Annotated in this window: 14 protein-coding genes; 13 read left to right on the top strand and 1 reads right to left on the bottom strand. The window is 69.1% G+C overall.

The features are described from left to right. Window positions 1-26 precede the first annotated feature (26 nt). Both H293_RS0102925 and clpX read left to right on the top strand, forming a co-directional pair. Window positions 27-707, top strand: a complete 681-nt coding sequence (locus tag H293_RS0102925) for an ATP-dependent Clp protease proteolytic subunit (protein ID WP_007382023.1) — start codon at window positions 27-29, stop codon at window positions 705-707. A gap of 160 nt (window positions 708-867) precedes the next feature. Beyond that, on the top strand, window positions 868-2,154 hold the full coding sequence (gene clpX / locus H293_RS0102920; RefSeq protein WP_020116380.1) for an ATP-dependent Clp protease ATP-binding subunit ClpX: 1,287 nt from the start codon (window positions 868-870) through the stop codon (window positions 2,152-2,154). Window positions 2,155-2,222: 68 nt separating this feature from the next. Here the strand turns inward: clpX and H293_RS0102915 are convergent, their stop codons facing one another. Continuing rightward, window positions 2,223-3,215, bottom strand: a complete 993-nt coding sequence (locus tag H293_RS0102915) for a hypothetical protein (RefSeq protein ID WP_020116379.1) — start codon at window positions 3,213-3,215, stop codon at window positions 2,223-2,225. 136 nt (window positions 3,216-3,351) lie between these two features. On the opposite strand from H293_RS0102915, the gene H293_RS0102910 reads away from it, so the two are divergent. The 11 genes from H293_RS0102910 to H293_RS0102860 all read left to right on the top strand — a co-directional run bounded on the left by H293_RS0102910 (window position 3,352) and on the right by H293_RS0102860 (window position 18,682). Then, entirely contained in the window at window positions 3,352-5,982 is a 2,631-nt protein-coding gene (locus H293_RS0102910) for a valine--tRNA ligase (protein ID WP_020116378.1), read from the top strand. A 117-nt stretch (window positions 5,983-6,099) separates the two neighbouring features. Then, window positions 6,100-7,584 carry a bifunctional tetrahydrofolate synthase/dihydrofolate synthase gene (folC, locus tag H293_RS0102905; RefSeq protein ID WP_020116377.1) on the top strand — a complete coding sequence of 495 codons (1,485 nt, stop codon included), beginning with the start codon at window positions 6,100-6,102 and terminating at the stop codon, window positions 7,582-7,584. Between the two features lie 9 nt (window positions 7,585-7,593). Beyond that, window positions 7,594-7,986, top strand: a complete 393-nt coding sequence (locus H293_RS0102900; protein WP_020116376.1) for a DUF4233 domain-containing protein — start codon at window positions 7,594-7,596, stop codon at window positions 7,984-7,986. Window positions 7,987-8,050: 64 nt separating this feature from the next. Further along, the gene (gene ndk, locus H293_RS0102895) at window positions 8,051-8,464 is read left to right on the top strand and encodes a nucleoside-diphosphate kinase (RefSeq protein ID WP_007382017.1); all 414 of its coding nucleotides are present in this window, start codon (window positions 8,051-8,053) and stop codon (window positions 8,462-8,464) included. Window positions 8,465-8,773: 309 nt separating this feature from the next. Beyond that, on the top strand, window positions 8,774-9,793 hold the full coding sequence (locus H293_RS0102890) for a rod shape-determining protein (protein ID WP_004931372.1): 1,020 nt from the start codon (window positions 8,774-8,776) through the stop codon (window positions 9,791-9,793). A 115-nt stretch (window positions 9,794-9,908) separates the two neighbouring features. Then, complete coding sequence (gene mreC, locus H293_RS0102885) at window positions 9,909-10,856, top strand: rod shape-determining protein MreC (RefSeq protein ID WP_028807493.1); 948 nt, start codon at window positions 9,909-9,911, stop codon at window positions 10,854-10,856. An 11-nt stretch (window positions 10,857-10,867) separates the two neighbouring features. After that, complete coding sequence (gene mreD, locus H293_RS0102880; protein WP_020116374.1) at window positions 10,868-11,545, top strand: rod shape-determining protein MreD; 678 nt, start codon at window positions 10,868-10,870, stop codon at window positions 11,543-11,545. A gap of 80 nt (window positions 11,546-11,625) precedes the next feature. Then, entirely contained in the window at window positions 11,626-13,875 is a 2,250-nt protein-coding gene (mrdA, locus tag H293_RS0102875) for a penicillin-binding protein 2 (protein WP_020116373.1), read from the top strand. Further along, entirely contained in the window at window positions 13,872-15,071 is a 1,200-nt protein-coding gene (gene rodA / locus H293_RS0102870; RefSeq protein WP_020116372.1) for a rod shape-determining protein RodA, read from the top strand. The genes mrdA and rodA overlap by 4 nt, the downstream gene beginning before the upstream one ends. Window positions 15,072-15,135: 64 nt before the next feature. Then, window positions 15,136-16,635 carry a CYTH and CHAD domain-containing protein gene (locus H293_RS0102865; RefSeq protein WP_020116371.1) on the top strand — a complete coding sequence of 500 codons (1,500 nt, stop codon included), beginning with the start codon at window positions 15,136-15,138 and terminating at the stop codon, window positions 16,633-16,635. A 76-nt stretch (window positions 16,636-16,711) separates the two neighbouring features. Continuing rightward, complete coding sequence (locus H293_RS0102860) at window positions 16,712-18,682, top strand: TIGR03960 family B12-binding radical SAM protein (RefSeq protein ID WP_020116370.1); 1,971 nt, start codon at window positions 16,712-16,714, stop codon at window positions 18,680-18,682. Window positions 18,683-18,796 lie beyond the last annotated feature (114 nt).

The raw sequence follows: 18,796 nt of genomic DNA, 5'->3' as shown, positions 1-18,796 counted from the left end.
CCGTCACAGCCCCTAGGAGACAGACAGTGAACGACTTCCCCGGCAGCGGCCTCTACGCCCGCACCGAGGCCGAGTACACCGGCCCGCGCGCCGAGTCCCGCTATGTGATCCCCCGCTTCGTCGAGCGCACCTCGCAGGGCATCCGCGAGTACGACCCGTACGCGAAGCTCTTCGAGGAGCGCGTGATCTTCCTCGGCGTGCAGATCGACGACGCCTCGGCCAACGACGTCATGGCGCAGCTGCTGTGCCTGGAGTCGATGGACCCCGACCGGGACATCTCGGTCTACATCAACAGCCCCGGTGGCTCCTTCACCGCGCTGACCGCCATCTACGACACGATGCAGTTCGTGAAGCCCGACGTCCAGACGGTCTGCATGGGTCAGGCGGCCTCCGCCGCGGCGATCCTGCTGGCCGCCGGTACGCCCGGCAAGCGCATGGCGCTGCCCAACGCGCGGGTGCTGATCCACCAGCCGTACAGCGAGACCGGTCGCGGTCAGGTCTCCGACCTGGAAATCGCCGCCAACGAGATCCTCCGGATGCGCGCGCAGCTGGAAGACCTGCTGGCCAAGCACTCCACCACGCCGATCGAGAAGATCCGCGAGGACATCGAGCGCGACAAGATCCTGACGGCCGACGACGCCCTGGCGTACGGCCTGATCGACCAGATCATCTCCACCCGGAAGATGAACAACGCCGCCGTCCGCTGACGCGGCCCCGTAGGATATGCCGCCCCTTGGCACAGTGCACGTCAAAGTGAACCCTGCCAAGGGGGGCCCGAACGGGGGGCCCGGCAAGGTACCGTCGGACATAAGGCAGCACCAGGAGCCGCTGGACCTAGGCGTCTCCCAGGCGAAGGGGAAGCACACCGTGGCACGCATCGGTGACGGCGGCGATCTGCTCAAGTGCTCGTTCTGCGGCAAGAGCCAGAAGCAGGTCAAGAAGCTCATCGCAGGGCCTGGTGTGTACATCTGCGACGAGTGCATCGATCTCTGCAACGAGATCATCGAGGAGGAACTCGCGGAGACGAGCGAGGTGCGCTGGGAGGAACTGCCCAAGCCCCGCGAGATCTACGAGTTCCTGGAGGGTTACGTGGTGGGCCAGGAGTCGGCCAAGAAGGCCCTCTCCGTGGCGGTGTACAACCACTACAAGCGCGTCCAGGCCGGCGAGAACGGCGGCGGCAGCAGCCGTGACGACGCGATCGAGCTGGCGAAGTCCAACATCCTCCTGCTGGGCCCCACGGGCTCCGGCAAGACGCTCCTCGCCCAGACCCTCGCCCGCATGCTGAACGTCCCGTTCGCGATCGCGGACGCGACGGCGCTCACCGAGGCGGGCTACGTCGGCGAGGACGTCGAGAACATCCTGCTCAAGCTGATCCAGGCGGCCGACTACGACGTCAAGAAGGCCGAGACCGGGATCATCTACATCGACGAGATCGACAAGGTCGCGCGGAAGAGTGAAAACCCGTCGATCACTCGGGACGTGAGCGGCGAGGGCGTGCAGCAGGCCCTGCTGAAGATCCTTGAGGGCACCACCGCCTCGGTCCCGCCGCAGGGCGGACGCAAGCACCCGCACCAGGAGTTCATCCAGATCGACACGACGAACGTCCTGTTCATCGTGGGCGGTGCCTTCGCGGGCCTGGAGAAGCTCATCGAGTCCCGGGCGGGAGCCAAGGGCATCGGCTTCGGGGCGACGATCCGCTCCAAGCGCGAGCTGGAGGCCAAGGACCAGTTCGAGGACGTCATGCCCGAGGACCTGGTCAAGTTCGGCATGATCCCCGAGTTCATCGGCCGCCTCCCCGTCATCACCTCCGTCCACAACCTGGACCGTGAGGCCCTCCTCCAGATCCTGGTCGAGCCGCGCAACGCGCTGGTGAAGCAGTACCAGCGCCTCTTCGAACTCGACGGCGTGGAGCTGGACTTCGAGCGCGAGGCACTGGAGGCCATCGCCGACCAGGCCATCCTCCGCCAGACCGGCGCGCGCGGCCTGCGCGCCATCATGGAAGAGGTCCTCCAGGGCGTCATGTACGAGATCCCGTCCCGCAAGGACGTGGCCCGCGTCGTCATCACGGCGGACGTCGTCCACTCCAACGTGAACCCGACGCTCATCCCGAGGGACGCGCGCGGGCGGGGTTCGGGCGAGCAGAAGACGGCGTAGCCGTCCCGGACATGCGAAGGGGCCCCGGTCAACCGACCGGGGCCCCTTCGGTGTTGAGCGGGCGGGCGTCAGGCCTTGACGCGCACGTCGTCGCGGAGCTTCGCCGTCAGTGCGGCCGCGTCCTCCATGGAGGTGCTCTTGCCCGCGGCCAGGCCGGCCAGGTCGAACGACAGCACATAGGTGACGGTGCTGTGATCGGCCCAGACGCAGAACGGCATCGTCACGGTCTGCCCCGACTCGGTGGTCTTGATCTCCTGGCACTTCAGGACGCCGTTCTTGAAACCGGCGGGCGTGAACTCCTTGGGACTGCCGACGAGTTCGCCCTCGGAGGAGCTCTTCGATGCCTCCGACTTCGTCTGGGCGAACATCGCGTCGATGACCTTCTCCGGGTCGTCGATGCTGCCGTACACACCAGCGAACGTCAGGTTCTTCGAGGTCAGACCGGAACCCGCCGTGTAACTCGCGCTGACGTCCTTCGGGTTGTCCACACCCCAGGACTCCGCGTCCTTGATGTCGTCGTCGGTCATCCCCGCGGCCGCGGAGTCGGACCCCTTCTTGTACTCCCCGCCGAGGACGGTCGCAGGCGCGGTCAGCGTGTGCGCCCCGTCGTCCGCGATGTCGGACCCGCCGCCCCCGTTCCCGCCCCCGCCGATCACCAGATACGCCCCGACCCCGATCGCGGCCACGACCGCCACCGCGCCGACGACGATGCCGATCTTCTTGCCGGTGCCGCCGCCCGGCGGCGGGGGCTGCGGGACGCCGTAGGGGGCCTGGCCGTACGGCGGCTGCTGGCCGTACGGGGCCTGCTGACCGTAGGGAGCCTGCGGCTGGCCGTACGGCGGGGTCTGCGGAGGAACGCCACCCTGCTGCGGGTAGCCGTAGCCCGGCTGCGGAGGCTGTCCCGGCTGCTGGGGCGGCGGTGCCTGCTGGGGGTACCCGTAGCCGGGCTGGGGCGCCTGCGGCGGCTGGCCGTAGGGGCCCGGCTGGCCGTACGGCCCGGGCTGCGGCTGCTGCCCGGGCTGCTGGGGCTGCCCGTACGGGCCCGGCTGGTTGTGACTCATCTCTGGGTTCCCCTCCAGATGCTTATGTGTTCCCGACATCCTGGCTCAGGCACAGGCGGCACACCGCATCGGGGCCCCCACCGTTACAGAACAAACGCGTTTCGGGACACGCCCGGGACACCCCTAAACTGACCCCGTGACCGAGAACGCTCAGCAGCAGCCCACAGCGCCCAGCACCGAACTGCCGACCCAGTACGCGCCGGCCGAGGTAGAGGGGCCGCTGTACGAGCGCTGGGTGGACAAGGGTTACTTCACTCCCGACGCGAAGAGCGACAAACCCCCGTACACCATCGTCATCCCGCCGCCGAACGTCACCGGCAGCCTGCACCTCGGGCACGCCTTCCAGCACACCCTCATGGACGCCCTCACGCGCCGCAAGCGCATGCAGGGCTACGAGGCGCTGTGGCTGCCGGGCATGGACCACGCCGGTATCGCGACCCAGAACAAGGTCGAGCAGCAGCTCGCCGAGGAGGGCAAGTCCCGCCACGACCTGGGCCGTGAGGAGTTCGTCGAGCGCGTCTGGCAGTGGAAGGAGGAGTACGGCGGCCGGATCCTCGGCCAGATGCGGCGCCTCGGTGACGGCGTCGACTGGAGCCGTGAGCGCTTCACGATGGACGAGGGCCTGTCCAAGGCCGTCCTCACCATCTTCAAGCGACTCTACGAGGACGAGCTGATCTACCGCGCCGAGCGCATCATCAACTGGTGCCCGCGCTGTCTGACGGCCATCTCCGACATCGAGGTGGAATACCAGGAGGACGCGGGCGAGTTGGTCTCCATCCGCTACGGCGAGGGCGAGGACAGCCTCGTCGTCGCGACCACGCGCGCGGAGACGATGCTCGGTGACACGGCCGTCGCCGTCCACCCCGACGACGAGCGCTACCAGCACCTCATCGGCAAGCGGATCAAGCTCCCGCTCACCGACCGCACCATCCCGGTCGTCGCCGACACCCACGTCGACCCCGAGTTCGGCACCGGCGCGGTCAAGGTGACCCCGGCGCACGACCCGAACGACTTCGAGATCGGCCGCCGCCACGACCTGCCGTCCCTGACGATCATGGACGAGCACGGCGTCATCACGGTCCACGGCCCCTTCGTCGGCCTGGACCGCTACGAGGCCCGCTCGGCGGTCGTCGGCGCCCTCAAGGAGCAGGGCCGGATCGTCGCCGAGAAGCGCCCCTACATGCACTCCGTCGGCCACTGCTCGCGCTGCAAGACCACGGTCGAGCCGCGTCTTTCCCTGCAGTGGTGGGTCAAGGTCGGCCCGCTCGCCAAGGCCGCCGGTGACGCGGTCCGCGACGGCCGCGTCAAGATCCACCCCGAGGACATGTCGAAGCGCTACTTCGACTGGGTCGACAACATGCACGACTGGTGCATCTCGCGCCAGCTGTGGTGGGGCCACCGCATCCCGATCTGGTACGGCCCCGACGGCGAGGTCGTCTGCGTCGGACCCGACGAGGAGCCGCCCGGTACGGAGGCCGAGGGCTGGACCCAGGACTCCGATGTCCTGGACACCTGGTTCTCCTCCGGCCTGTGGCCGTTCTCCACGCTCGGCTGGCCCGAACAGACCGAGGACCTGCGGAAGTTCTATCCGACCGACGTCCTGCTGACCGGCCACGACATCATCTTCTTCTGGGTCGCCCGGATGATGATGTTCGGCCTCTACGCCATGGACGGCCAGGCCCCCTTCCACACCATCGCGCTGACCGGCCTGGTCCGCGACGAGTTCGGCAAGAAGATGTCGAAGTCGAACCCCAACGCGGTCGACCCGCTGGTCTGGATGGACGCCTACGGCTCCGACGCCGTGCGCTTCACCCTCGCCAACGGTGCCAACCCGGGCGCGGACGTGCCGATCGGCGAGGACTGGGTCAAGGCCTCCCGGAACTTCACCAACAAGCTCTGGAACGCCACCCGCTTCGCCCTGATGAACGGCGCCACGGTCGAGGGCCCGCTGCCGGACGCCTCCGAGATGTCGGCGACGGACCGCTGGATCCTGTCACGGCTCAACACGACGGTCGCCCAGGTCGACGCGTACTACGACGACTACCAGTTCGCCAAACTCGCCGACGCGCTCTACCACTTCGCGTGGGACGAGGTCTTCGACTGGTACGTCGAGCTGTCGAAGACGACCTTCTTCGCGGGCGGCGAGCAGGCCAGGGTCTCCGGCCGGGTCCTCGGCGAGGTCCTCGACGTGACGCTGCGGCTGCTGCACCCGGTCATCCCGTTCGTCACGGACGCCCTGTGGACCACCCTCACCGGTGGCGAGTCCCTGGTCGTCGGCGAGTGGCCGGCCGACAGCGGCTTCCGCGACAAGGCCGCCGAACTCGAGATCGAGCTGGTCCAGCGGGTCGTCACCGAGGTCCGCCGGTTCCGCAAGGACCAGGGCCTCAAGGACGGCCAGAAGGTCCCGGCCCGCCTGGAGCTCACCGGCACCCCCCTCGCCGCCCACGAGGCCGCCATCCGCCAGCTCCTGCGCCTTCAGCCGGAGGGCGAGGCCTTCGCGGCCACGGCGACCCTCCCGGTCGCCGGTGCCACGGTCGCGCTGGACCTCTCCGGCACGATCGACGTGGCGGCGGAGCGCAAGCGCCTCGCGAAGGACCTGGCGGCGGCGGAGAAGGAGAAGGCCCAGGCCAACGCCAAGCTCGGCAACGAAGCGTTCCTCGCGAAGGCCCCGGACAACGTGGTGGACAAGATCCGCGGCCGCCTGGCCAAGGCGGACGAGGACATCAAGAGGATCCAGGCCCAGCTGGACGGCCTGCCTCAGCAGTAGCCCACCAAGGGCGCGGGGAACTGCGCGACCAGCCACAAACCTCCCCGCGCCCGCCAGGCGGCACCAGCCACCCCACACCGAAGGCACTCTGTCAGTTCGCCTCCGTAGACTGGCCCCGTGAGTGACAGCGACCCCTTCGACGAGATCATCGCGAACGAGACCGACCGCGATCCGGATCTCGCGGTCATCGAGGCCGGCAGCCGCACCCTGCGCACCCAGGGCGCCCCGCCGGAGGCCGACGTGCCCGCACGCCCAGAGGACCCCGAGGTCGACAAGGCTTTGCGCGAGGTCGAGGCGGAGCTCGCCACCCGCTGGGGCGAGACCAAGCTGGAGCCCTCCGTCAGCCGCATCAGCGCCCTGATGGACGTCCTCGGCGAGCCGCAGCGGTCGTACCCCTCGATCCACATCACGGGGACGAACGGCAAGACCTCGACGGCCCGCATGATCGAGGCCCTTCTGGGCGCCTTCGAACTGCGCACGGGCCGCTACACCAGCCCCCACGTCCAGTCGGTCACCGAGCGCATCAGCCTGGACGGCGCCCCGATCTCCGCCGAGCGGTTCATCGAGACGTACGAGGACATCAAGCCGTACGTCGAGATGGTCGACGGGCAGCAGCAGTACCGGCTGTCCTTCTTCGAGGTGCTGACCGGCATGGCGTACGCCGCCTTCGCGGACGCGCCCGTCGACGTGGCCGTCGTCGAAGTCGGCATGGGCGGCTCCTGGGACGCCACCAACGTCATCGACGGCGATGTCGCCGTGGTCACCCCCATCGACCTGGACCACACCGACCGGCTCGGCGAGACCCCCGGGGAGATCGCGGTCGAGAAGGCCGGGATCATCAAGCAGGACGCGGTCGTCGTCCTGGCCCAGCAGCCGGTCGACGCGGCGCAGGTCCTGCTGAAGAAGGCCGTCGAGGTGGACGCGACCGTCGCGCGCGAGGGGCTGGAGTTCGGGGTCGTCTCCCGGCAGGTCGCCGTCGGCGGGCAGCTGCTGACCCTGCGCGGCCTCGGCGGTGAGTACGAAGAGGTGTACCTGCCGCTGCACGGCCCGTACCAGGCGCACAACGCGGCGGTGGCGCTCGCCGCCGTGGAGGCGTTCTTCGGCGTGGGTGCCCAGCGCCCGGACCGCCTCGACATCGACACCGTCCGCAAGGCCTTCGCGGCCGTCTCCGCCCCGGGCCGCCTCGAAGTCGTACGGCGTTCCCCGACCGTCGTCCTGGACGCCGCCCACAACCCGGCGGGCGCCCGCGCCACCGCCGAGGCGGTCGGCGAGGCCTTCGACTTCAGCCGGCTGATCGGTGTGGTCGGCGCGAGCGGCGACAAGAACGTGCGGGGGCTCCTGGAGGCCTTCGAGCCGATCTTCGCCGAGGTCGTGATCACCCAGAACTCCAGTCACCGCGCGATGGAGGCCGACGAGCTCGCCGCGATCGCCGTCGAGGTGTTCGGCGAGGAGCGCGTGCAGGTCGAGCCGCGGCTGCCGGACGCGCTGGAGGAGGCGATCACGCTGGCCGAGGAGGACGGCGAGTTCGCGGGCGGCGGTGTGCTGGTCACCGGGTCGGTCATCACGGTCGGCGAGGCCCGGCTGCTGCTCGGAAGGGGCTGACCACCCGCCATGCGTACGCTCTGTGCATCGACCCTCATCGGCGAGTTCTTCGTCGTCGGCTTCGCCGCCCTGGTCGCGATGAAGGACCCCGACCTGGCCGGCTCCACGGTGTGGACGGTCAGCGGGATCGCCATGTTCCTGTGTCTCGCGCTGTGCGGAATGGTGACCCGGCCCGGCGGCATCGCCCTCGGCTGGGCGCTCCAGATCGCCCTTATCGCCTCCGGCTTCGTCATCCCGACCATGTTCTTCATGGGGGCGATCTTCGCCGCGCTGTGGTGGGCCTCCGTGCACTACGGCCGGAAGATCGACGAGGCGAAGGCGAGATTCGCCGCCCAGGCCGATCAGGCCGATCAGGCCGCCCCGGCCACCCAGGCGGGCTCCACTACACCTGACGCTGTGTGACGAGCGCGCCGACACGCCCTGTAATCTCGTCCCACCGCACATGTCAGCAGGCAAGGAGCCCCTCGTGAGCCAGCGCACCCTCGTCCTCCTCAAGCCCGACGCCGTCCGTCGTGGCCTGACCGGCGAGATCATCAGCCGTATCGAGCGCAAGGCCGGCTGGCAGATCACCGCGCTGGAGCTGCGCACCCTGGACCAGGACACCCTGGAGCAGCACTACGGCGAGCACAAGGGCAAGCCCTTCTACGAGCCGCTGGTGGAGTTCATGGCCTCCGGCCCCGTCGTCGCGCTGATCGTCGAGGGCGAGCGGGTCATCGAGGGCGTACGCCAACTGGCGGGTCCGACCGACCCGATCGCCGCCGCGCCCGGCTCCATCCGGGGGGACTTCGGCGTCATCGTCCGGGAGAACCTCATCCACGCCTCCGACTCGGAGGAGTCCGCCGAGCGCGAGGTGAAGATCTTCTTCCCCGGGCGCGCATAGGTCCCGTGCGTAGGTTTGGTGGCAGTTTCTGAGGGGGCGTCAGCCCGCTCTTGCGTCTGACCTGGGGCGGCCGGACATTTTCGGCCGTCCCTCGGCATATGCGTGCCGATCGGGGGAACGAGTGCCCCCTATGGACCGTCTCCACAAGCGAGGCGGCGTTTGATCTGCTGACAATGGCGAAGACCCTCGCGCAGTGTTCGTGCAGGCGCGTCTACGATGGAAGCCTTCACGTCACAGCACCCACTTCGCCGACCTGAAATGCCCTCAAAAGCTCCCAGGAAGGCCAGACGAATCCTGATGGGGAACTCAATGTCGTTCATCGGCCGTGACATGGCTGTCGACCTCGGGACCGCCAACACGCTGGTGTACGTCAGGGGTCGCGGGATCGTACTCAACGAGCCGTCCGTCGTCGCGATCAACACGAACACCGGTGGAATCCTGGCTGTCGGCGCCGAAGCGAAGAAGATGATCGGGCGGACCCCCGGCAACATCGTTGCCGTGCGGCCGCTGAAGGACGGCGTGATCGCCGACTTCGAGATCACCGAGCGGATGCTGCGCTACTTCATCCTGAAGATCCACAAGCGGCGGTATCTCGCGAGGCCGCGCGTCGTCGTGTGTGTCCCCTCGGGCATCACCGGCGTCGAGCGCCGCGCCGTCATCGAGGCGTCGTCCCAGGCCGGCGCCCGCCAGGTGCACATCATCGAGGAGCCCATGGCGGCCGCCATCGGATCCGGCCTGCCGGTCCACGAGGCCACGGGCAACATGGTGGTGGACATCGGCGGCGGCACCACGGAGGTCGCGGTCATCTCGCTCGGCGGCATCGTCACCGCCCAGTCCATCCGCGTCGCGGGCGACGAGCTGGACAACGCGATCATCCAGCACATCAAGAAGGAGTACTCGCTCCTCCTGGGTGAGCGGACGGCCGAACAGATCAAGATCACGATCGGTTCGGCGTACGACCTCGACGCTGACGAACACACCGAAATCCGCGGCCGGGACCTCGTCTCCGGGCTGCCCAAGACCGTCGTCATCTCGGCCGCCGAAGTGCGCAAGGCGATCGAGGAGCCCGTCAACGCCATCGTCGACGCCGTCAAGACGACCCTCGACAAGTGCCCGCCGGAGCTCTCCGGCGACATCATGGACCGCGGCATCGTCCTCACCGGCGGCGGTGCCCTGCTGCGCGGGCTCGACGAGCGGCTGCGCCGGGAGACCGGCATGCCGATCCATATCGCCGAGGACCCGCTGGACAGCGTGGCGCTCGGCTCGGGGAAGTGCGTCGAGGAATTCGAGGCGCTCCAGCAGGTGCTGGACGCCCAGCCGCGCAGATGACGTAACTCTTCGATTCCGCCGTACGGGATGATCTCCTCTCGTGCGGCGGATCGTTGATATCGAGGCATAAGCTCCCATAAACGCAACTTCAATAAGAAGGGCACGGCCGCCGCACGTGAGGGACACACGAGAGAGCCGGCTGCTCCTGGTGCTGCTGATCGCCGTCGCGTTCGCGCTGATCACGGTGGACATCCGTGGCGGGGAGGACTCGCCGGTCGACGGTGCCCGCCAAGGCGCGGCCGCACTGTTCGGCCCCATCGAGAACGGTGTGTCCTCCGCGGTCGACCCGGTCGGCAACGCCGTCTCCGCCATCCGTGACTCCGGCGAGCGGCACGACCGGCTCGCCGAGCTGGAGAAGGAGAACGCCGCCCTCAAGGCCAGGCTCGGCAGCGACGACCGCAACTCCAGCCGGCTCAAGCAGCTCGACAAGATGCTGAAGATCGCCGGCGAGGGCCAGTACGGCATCAAGGGCGCCCAGGTCATCGCCATAGGAGCGGCCCAGGGCTTCTCCTGGACCATCACCGTGGACGTCGGCGCCAACGACGGCATCCGGCGCGACATGACCGTCCTCAACGGCGACGGACTGGTCGGCCGCGTCACCACCGTCGGCCCCAACACCGCCACCGTGCTTCTCGCCAACGACCCCGACTTCACCGTCGGCACCCGCATGGAGGCCGGCGACGAGCTCGGCTTCGCCTCCGGACAGGGCGACCGCCCGCTGCGCGTCGAACTCCTCAACGGCAAGGCCGAGGTGAAGAAGGGCGACCGCCTGGTCACCTTCGGCTCCCAGGCCGACAAGCCGTTCGTGCCCGGCGTCCCGGTCGGCGTGGTCTCCCGCGTCGACCCCTCCAGCGGCGACCTCACCCGCACCCTGTACGTCACGCCGTACGTCAGCTACAGCAAGCTCGACATCGTCGGCATCGTCGTCCAGGTCCCGAAGAAGGATCCGCGCGACACGGTGCTGCCGGCGAAACCGAAGCCGACGCCCACGCCGACCGTGACGGTCACCGTCACCCCGTCCGCCAATGCGCCGGTCGGCGGCCAGATCCAGCAAGAGCAGTAGGAGCTGTAGTCATGCGCGTCAACCGGATCCTGCTGTCCTCCGCCCTGATCGTGGTCGCCCTGGTCCTCCAGGTGAGCGTCCTCGCCCGCCTCCACCTCCCGGGCGCCGTCCCCGACCTGCTGCTCCTGACCGTCCTCGGCCTGGCTCTCGTCTACGGCCATGTCGGCGGCGCCCTCGTCGGCTTCTGCGCCGGTCTCCTCGCCGACCTCGCCCCGCCCGCCGACCACGCCGCCGGGCGGTACGCCCTGGTGCTGTGCGTCATCGGCTACCTCGCCGGGCTCGCCAAACCGGAGAACGGCAGACTCAAGTCGGCCACCGGCCCCATGGTCGTCGTGGTCGCGGCCGCCATCGGCACCACCCTGCTGTACGCCGGGGTCGGCGCCCTCGTCGGCGACACCGCCGCCCGTCATGTGGGCCTGCCCAGCCTGCTGTTCACCGCCGCCCTGTACGACCTGCTGCTCGCCCCGTTCGTCGTCCCCGGCATCATGGCGCTCGCCCGCCGCGCCGACAACGACCCGCTCGCCGAGGCCGGTTCCGCGGCCAAGTCGGCCGACATCTCCTCGGGCTGGCTCTCCTCGGGCACGGGTCTGAAGATCGGCGGCCAGCGCGGCGGCCTCGGCAGCCTGAAGACCAAGGCGCGCACCCGTACCGCGCGGGTGGGCCGCATCAAGGGGGTCAAGCGGCTGTGACCCCGCGCGAGTCGGCGGACCGCGTTCACAGGTTCGCCGGATATGACACAGACACACACTGAGAGGGGGCGGCAGCCGCAGTGACCAATATCCCCGAGACCGGACGGACCCCACGGGTCCAGATCCGACTCGTCGTCATCCAGATCCTCGTGCTGTCCCTCCTCGGCACCCTCGGCGGCCGCCTCTGGTACCTCCAGATCCGCGAGGGCGACGCGTACGCCAAGGAAGCCTCCGGGAACCACGTCCAGCAGGTCGTCGAGCCCGCCGTGCGCGGCTCGATCCTGGACGCCCGCGGAGTGGCCCTGGCGGACAACGAGACCCGGCTCGTGGTCTCCGCCTCCCGCACCGACCTGCTGAAGATGAAGGACGACGGCAAGGCCGTCCTCACCAAGCTGGCCAAGGTCCTCGGCATGTCCGCCAAGGACGTCATGCTCAAGGTCCGGCTCTGCGACGCGAAGACACCCCAGCCCTGCTGGAACGGCTCGCCGTACCAGCCCATCCCCATCACCGACGAGGCCACCCCCAAGCAGGCCCTGCAGATCCGCGAGCGCGCCGAGGACTTCCCCGGCATCAGCGCCGAGCCGCAGGCCGTGCGCCGCTACGCCGCCCCCGGCAAGGCCAACACCGCCCAGGTCCTCGGCTACCTCTCCCCGGTCACCGACGAGGAGATCACCAAGGCCCAGGACACCGACTCGCCCTATCTGCGCTCCGACCAGGTCGGCCGCTCGGGCCTTGAGCGCCAGTACGACAAGGAGCTGCGCGGCAAGGCGGGCGTCACCCGCTACGAGGTCGACAACCTCGGCCGCGTCATCGGCCAGGCCGAGGCCGACGAGGCCCAGCCCGGCGCCAACCTCGTCACCAGCATCGACGCCCGCGTCCAGCGGGTCGCCGAGTACGAGCTGAACCAGGCGATGAAGATCGCCCGCCAGCAGTTCGACAAGATCACAGGCGAGAACTACAAGGCCGACTCGGGCGCCGTCGTCGTGATGGAGGCCAAGACCGGCCGGATCGTCGCGATGGCGTCCGCCCCGACCTACGACCCGAACGTCTGGGTCGGCGGTATCTCCGCCAAGGACTACAAGAAGCTCACCGGCAAGAACTCCGACTACCCGCTGCTCAACAGGGCCATACAGGGTCAGTCCGCACCCGGTTCCACGTTCAAGGTGGTCTCCACGGCCGCCGCGGTCGAGGCCGGCTACGAGTGGGACGGCGGCTACCCCTGCACCAGCTCGTACTCGGTGGGCGGCCAGGTCTTCAAGAACTTCGAGGGCGAGAGCTTCGGCCCCATCTCCCTCGGCCGCGCCCTGGAGGTCTCCTGCGACACGGTCTTCTACGGCCTCGCCGACCGGGAGTGGAAGAAGGACGGCGGCATCAACCCCAAGAAGGGCGAGCCGAAGGACTACTTCTACAAGGCCGCCCACCAGTTCGGCCTCGGCAAGGTGACCGGCCTCGACCTCCCCAACGAGGTCACCGGCCGCGTCCCCGACCGCCAGTGGAAGGAGTCGTACTGGAAGGCCAACAAGGACGCGTGGTGCAGGACCGGCAAGAAGGACGGCACCTACGTCGAGAAGATCGCGTACGAGAACTGCCTCGAAGGCAACAAGATGCGCGAGGGTGACTCCATCAACTACTCCATCGGCCAGGGCGACACCCTCGTCACCCCGATCCAGGAGGCCAGGATCTACGGAGCGCTCGCCAACGGCGGGACCATGTACCAGCCGAGCATCGGCAAAGCGATCATCAGCGCCGACGGCAAGACCGTCCAGGAGATCAAGCCCAAGCCGACCGGCAGGCTTCCGGTCAGCCAGGCCACCCTCAAGGGCATGGACGCCGCCCTGGAAGGCGTCGTCACCCGCGGTACGGCCGCCTGGAAGTTCGGCGGTTGGCCGCAGGACAAGATCCCGCTGCACGCCAAGACCGGCACCGCCGAGGTCTACGGAAAGCAGACCACGTCCTGGCTGGCCACGTACTCCAAGGACTACACGGTCGTCATGACGATCGCGCAGGCCGGTACCGGCTCCGGCGCCTCGGGTGAGGCCGTGCGCAAGATCTACAACGCCATGTACGGCGTCTCGGCGGACGGCACCATCAACAAGAAGAACGCGCTCCTGCCGAGCCCGCAGACGAGCCTGCCGAAGGTCCAGACCGACGGGACCATCAAGTCCCCGAAGATCTCCAAGGACCCGGCCAAGGATCAGCGGGCGAGCCAGGACGCCACGCCCCAGCCGGACGAGACACAGCAGGGCGCGACCGTGAACACGCCGACCAACGGGAACCGTGACACCCGCAGGCGGCGCCGCAGGAGGGGGAGCCGGAGGATGCTCACATGACCGGGGCGAACAGCTTCCAGGTCTCCGGATACGGCCCCGCACGCGCGGGCTGGACCCGGCTGCTGGCCCGCGACTCGCTCGCCCGCCGGCTGGACTGGCCGATACTGTTCTCGGCCCTCGCCCTGTCCCTGATCGGCTCGATCCTGGTCTTCTCGGCGACCCGCAACCGCACCGAGATCAACCAGGGCGACCCGTACTTCTTCCTGATCCGCCACCTCATGAACACCGGCATCGGGTTCGCCCTGATGATCGGCACGGTGTGGGTCGGCCACCGCACCCTGCGCACCGCCGTGCCCCTGCTGTACGGAGCCTCGGTCTTCCTGCTCCTGCTGGTCCTCACCCCGCTGGGCTCCACGGTCAACGGTGCCCACTCCTGGATCGTGCTCGGCGGCGGCTTCTCCCTCCAGCCCTCGGAGTTCGTGAAGATCACGATCATCCTCGGCATGGCCATGCTCCTAGCGGCCCGGGTCGACGCCGGCGACAAGCCCTACCCCGACCACCGCACCGTGCTGCAGGCCCTGGGCCTGGCCGCCGTCCCGATGCTGATCGTGATGCTCATGCCCGACCTCGGGTCGGTCATGGTCATGGTCATCATCGTGCTCGGTGTGCTGCTCGCCTCCGGCGCCTCCAACCGCTGGGTCTTCGGGCTCCTCGGCGCGGGGACGCTCGGCGCGCTCGCCGTCTGGCAGCTCGGGGTGCTCGACGAGTACCAGATCGCCCGCTTCGCCGCCTTCGCCAACCCGAGCCTGGACCCGGCGGGCGTCGGCTACAACACCAACCAGGCCCGGATCGCCATCGGTTCGGGCGGACTGACCGGCGCCGGGCTCTTCCACGGCTCGCAGACCACGGGCCAGTTCGTGCCGGAGCAGCAGACCGACTTCGTCTTCACCGTCGCCGGCGAGGAACTGGGCTTCGTCGGCGCGGGCCTGATCATCGTCCTGCTCGGGGTCGTCCTGTGGCGGGCCTGCCGGATCGCCCGCGAGACGACCGAGTTGTACGGCACCATCGTGGCCGCCGGGATCGTCGCCTGGTTCGCCTTCCAGTCCTTCGAGAACATCGGCATGACCCTCGGGATCATGCCGGTCACCGGCCTGCCACTGCCGTTCGTCTCGTACGGCGGATCCTCGATGTTCGCGGTGTGGGTGGCGGTGGGGCTGTTGCAGTCGATCAAGGTGCAGCGGCCGATGTCGGCCTAGGCGGGGGTGGTCCGGGTGGCCGCGGCCCCTGCCGGAACCGGGGGCCGAGCACTAGATTTGAATCATGGCGGACATCAAGCGGGAGATCGAACGCAAGTATGAGTCCGACGACAGCGGCCTGCCCGATCTGACCGGAGTCGCCGGGGTCGAGGCCGTCGTGGACAAGGGTGTCGCACACCTGGACGCCACCTACTACGACACGGCCGACGAACGCCTCATGGCGTCCTCGGTCACCCTGCGCCGCCGCACGGGTGGCTCGGACGCGGGCTGGCACCTGAAGCTCCCCGTCTCCGAGGGGGTGCGCGACGAGATCCGGGCACCCCTCTCCGACACCCTCCCCGACGAACTGGCCGCACTGGTCCGCTCCCGCGTCAGGGGCGTCGAGCTGCTGCCCGTGGTCCGGCTGCGTTCGGACCGCGACGTGCGCCACCTCCTCGACGCCGACGGCCGGCTCCTCGCCGAGGTCAGCGTGGACGCCGTGCACGCCGAGCGGCTCAGCGGCGGCGTCGGCGACGCACAGTGGACCGAGATCGAGGTGGAGCTCGCCGACGGCGGCGAACCGGCCTTCCTCGACAAGGTGGAGAAGCGGCTGCGCAAATCGGGCGTACGGCCGTCCGGGTCCTCCTCGAAGCTGGCCCGGGCCCTCGCGGAGACCGCGCCCAAGAAGAAGCTCCCGGTCACCGGTGACCCGGTGACCGCCGGCGACCACGTCCTCGCCTACGTCCGCACCCAGCGGGACGCGATCGTCGAACTCGACCCGGCCGTCCGCCAGGACGCCGAGGACTCCGTGCACAGCATGCGCGTCGCCACCCGCCGACTGCGCGGCACCCTCAAGTCGTACGGCAAGGTCCTCGACCGGGCCGTCACCGACCCGATCGGCGACGAACTGAAGTGGCTGGCCGGCGAGCTGGGCGTGGACCGGGACCGCGAAGTGCTCAGCGAGCGCCTGTCGGCCGCCCTCGACGAGGTGCCCGCGACGTTGGTCTCGGGGCCCGTGGCCGAACGCCTGAACACCTGGTCGGGGGACAGCCCGGGCGGGGCGAGCGCGCGCCTGATCGGGGTGCTGGACTCCCGCCGCCATCTCGCCCTGCTCGACGCCCTGGACACGCTGATCGCCGACCCGCCGCTGCTGAAGGCGGCCGGGAAGAAACCCCACAAGGTGATCGCCAAGGCCGTGCGGAAGGACTTCCGCAAGGTCTCCGGGCTCGTCGGGTACGCCCTGGAGCTGGAGCCCGGCACCGACCGGGACGTGGCGATCCACGAGGCCCGCAAGAAGACCAAGCGCACCCGCTACGTCGCCGAGGCGGCCCGCCCGGTCCTCGGCGATCCGGCCAAGACCGTCGTCAAGTCCATGAAGGCGCTCCAGAACCTGCTGGGGGAGCACCAGGACAGCGTGATGGCCCGGCAGACCCTGCGCGAGCTGTCCGCGGTCGCCCACGCGGCGGGGGAGAGCGCCTTCACATACGGGCTGCTGTACGGGCGCGAGGAGCAGCGGGCGGCGGCGGTGGAGGCGGAGCTGCCCGGCTTCTGGGACGGGATCAAGAGCGAGGCGGACGCCCTCTGACCTTCCGGGCGTACGGGGGGTGGCCGCGGCCGCGTTAGGCTAGATGGTCACCCCTGTCCGTCCATGGAAGTGCGAGATGTCAGCCGAAACCGCCGCGTCGGTGTTCCCGCAGCTCGAAGCTCTGCTCCCGCATGTGCAGAAGCCGATCCAGTACGTCGGCGGTGAGCTCAACTCGACCGTCAAGCCGTGGGAGTCCTGCGACGTCCGCTGGGCACTGATGTACCCGGACGCGTACGAGGTGGGACTGCCCAACCAGGGCGTCATGATCCTCTACGAGGTCCTGAACGAGCAGGAGGGCGTCCTCGCCGAGCGCACGTACAGCGTGTGGCCGGACCTGGAGGCGCTGATGCGGGAGCACCGGGTCCCGCAGTTCACGGTGGACAGCCACCGGCCGGTGGGCGCCTTCGACGTGTTCGGCCTGTCCTTCTCCACGGAGCTGGGCTACACCAACATGCTGACGGCGCTGGACCTGGCGGGCATCCCGCTGGAGTCCAAGGACCGTACGCTCGACGACCCGATCGTCCTGGCCGGCGGCCACGCGGCCTTCAACCCCGAGCCGATCGCGGACTTCATCGACGCGGCGATCATCGGCGACGGCGAGCAGGCCGTGCTCGACATGACGAAGATCATCCGCGAGTGGAAGGCGGAGGGCCGGCCCGGCGGCCGCGAGGAGGTCCTCTTCCGCCTCGCGAAGACCGGCTCGGTGTACATCCCGGCGTTCTACGACGTCGAGTACCTCCCGGACGGCCGTATCGCCCGTGTCGTACCCAACAAGTCGGGCGTCCCGTGGCGCGTGTCCAAGCACACCGTCATGGACCTGGACGAGTGGCCGTACCCCAAGCAGCCCCTGGTCCCGCTCGCCGAGACGGTCCACGAACGCATGTCCGTGGAGATCTTCCGCGGCTGCACCCGCGGCTGCCGCTTCTGCCAGGCGGGCATGATCACCCGCCCGGTCCGCGAGCGCTCCATCACGGGCATCGGCGACATGGTCGAGAAGGGCCTGAAGGCGACGGGCTTCGAGGAGGTGGGCCTTCTCTCCCTGTCCTCGGCGGACCACACGGAGATCGGCGACATCGCGAAGGGCCTGGCGGACCGGTACGAGGAGGACAAGATCGGCCTGTCCCTCCCCTCCACCCGCGTGGACGCCTTCAACGTCGACCTGGCGAACGAACTGACCCGCAACGGCCGCCGCTCCGGCCTGACCTTCGCCCCCGAGGGCGGCTCGGAGCGCATGCGCAAGGTCATCAACAAGATGGTCTCGGAAGAGGACCTGATCAGGACCGTCTCCACGGCGTACGGCAACGGCTGGCGCCAGGTGAAGCTGTACTTCATGTGCGGCCTGCCCACGGAGACCGACGAAGACGTCCTCCAGATCGCCGACATGGCGACCAAGGTGATCGCCGAGGGCCGCAAGGTCTCCGGCCAGAACGACATCCGCTGCACGGTCTCGATCGGCGGCTTCGTCCCCAAGCCCCACACCCCCTTCCAGTGGGCCCCGCAGCTCTCGGCCGAGGAGACGGACGCCCGCCTGGCCAAGCTCCGCGACAAGATCCGCGGCGACAAGAAGTACGGCCGCTCGATCGGCTTCCGCTACCACGACGGCAAGCCGGGCATCGTGGAAGGCCTGCTGTCCCGCGGCGACCGCCGTATCGGCGCCGTGATCCGCGCCGTCTACGAGGACGGCGGCCGCTTCGACGGCTGGCGCGAGCACTTCTCCTACGACCGCTGGATGGCCTGCGCCGACAAGACGCTGCCCGCCTTCGGCGTGGACGTCGACTGGTACACGACCCGCGAGAAGACGTACGAGGAAGTCCTCCCCTGGGACCACCTCGACTCCGGCCTCGACAAGGACTGGCTCTGGGAGGACTGGCAGGACGCCCTCGACGAGACGGAGGTCGAGGACTGCCGGTGGACGCCTTGCTTCGACTGCGGGGTGTGTCCGCAGATGGACACGGCCATCCAAATCGGCCCGACCGGGAAGAAGTTGCTTCCGCTGACGGTCAAGAACGCTGCTCCGGCGCCGGCTTCGAGTGGTCACACGCACTGACGTGAGTGAGGCGTTGCGGCGCATTGTGGATGCCCTGGGGGACGGCAGCGAGGAGGAGACGGCTGCTGTCTTGAGGGCACTTGGTGCGGAGAGGGTCGGCGGTTGTCCGTTCCG

Origin of the sequence: Streptomyces canus 299MFChir4.1, assembly GCF_000383615.1 — a bacterium.
GTDB lineage: Bacteria > Actinomycetota > Actinomycetes > Streptomycetales > Streptomycetaceae > Streptomyces > Streptomyces canus_C.
This window is presented reverse-complemented; position numbering and strand designations above follow the sequence as displayed.

Bases quoted from the DNA above. Each gene is read 5' to 3' on its own strand.
- H293_RS0102915 (WP_020116379.1), bottom strand. From the start codon at position 3,215: ATGAGTCACAACCAGCCGGGCCCGTACGGGCAGCCCCAGCAGCCCGGG.
- H293_RS0102890 (WP_004931372.1), top strand. From the start codon at position 8,774: ATGTCGTTCATCGGCCGTGACATGGCTGTCGACCTCGGGACCGCCAAC.
- H293_RS0102860 (WP_020116370.1), top strand. From the start codon at position 16,712: ATGTCAGCCGAAACCGCCGCGTCGGTGTTCCCGCAGCTCGAAGCTCTG.
- mreD (WP_020116374.1), top strand. From the start codon at position 10,868: ATGCGCGTCAACCGGATCCTGCTGTCCTCCGCCCTGATCGTGGTCGCC.
- H293_RS0102865 (WP_020116371.1), top strand. From the start codon at position 15,136: ATGGCGGACATCAAGCGGGAGATCGAACGCAAGTATGAGTCCGACGAC.
- rodA (WP_020116372.1), top strand. From the start codon at position 13,872: ATGACCGGGGCGAACAGCTTCCAGGTCTCCGGATACGGCCCCGCACGC.
- H293_RS0102900 (WP_020116376.1), top strand. From the start codon at position 7,594: ATGCGTACGCTCTGTGCATCGACCCTCATCGGCGAGTTCTTCGTCGTC.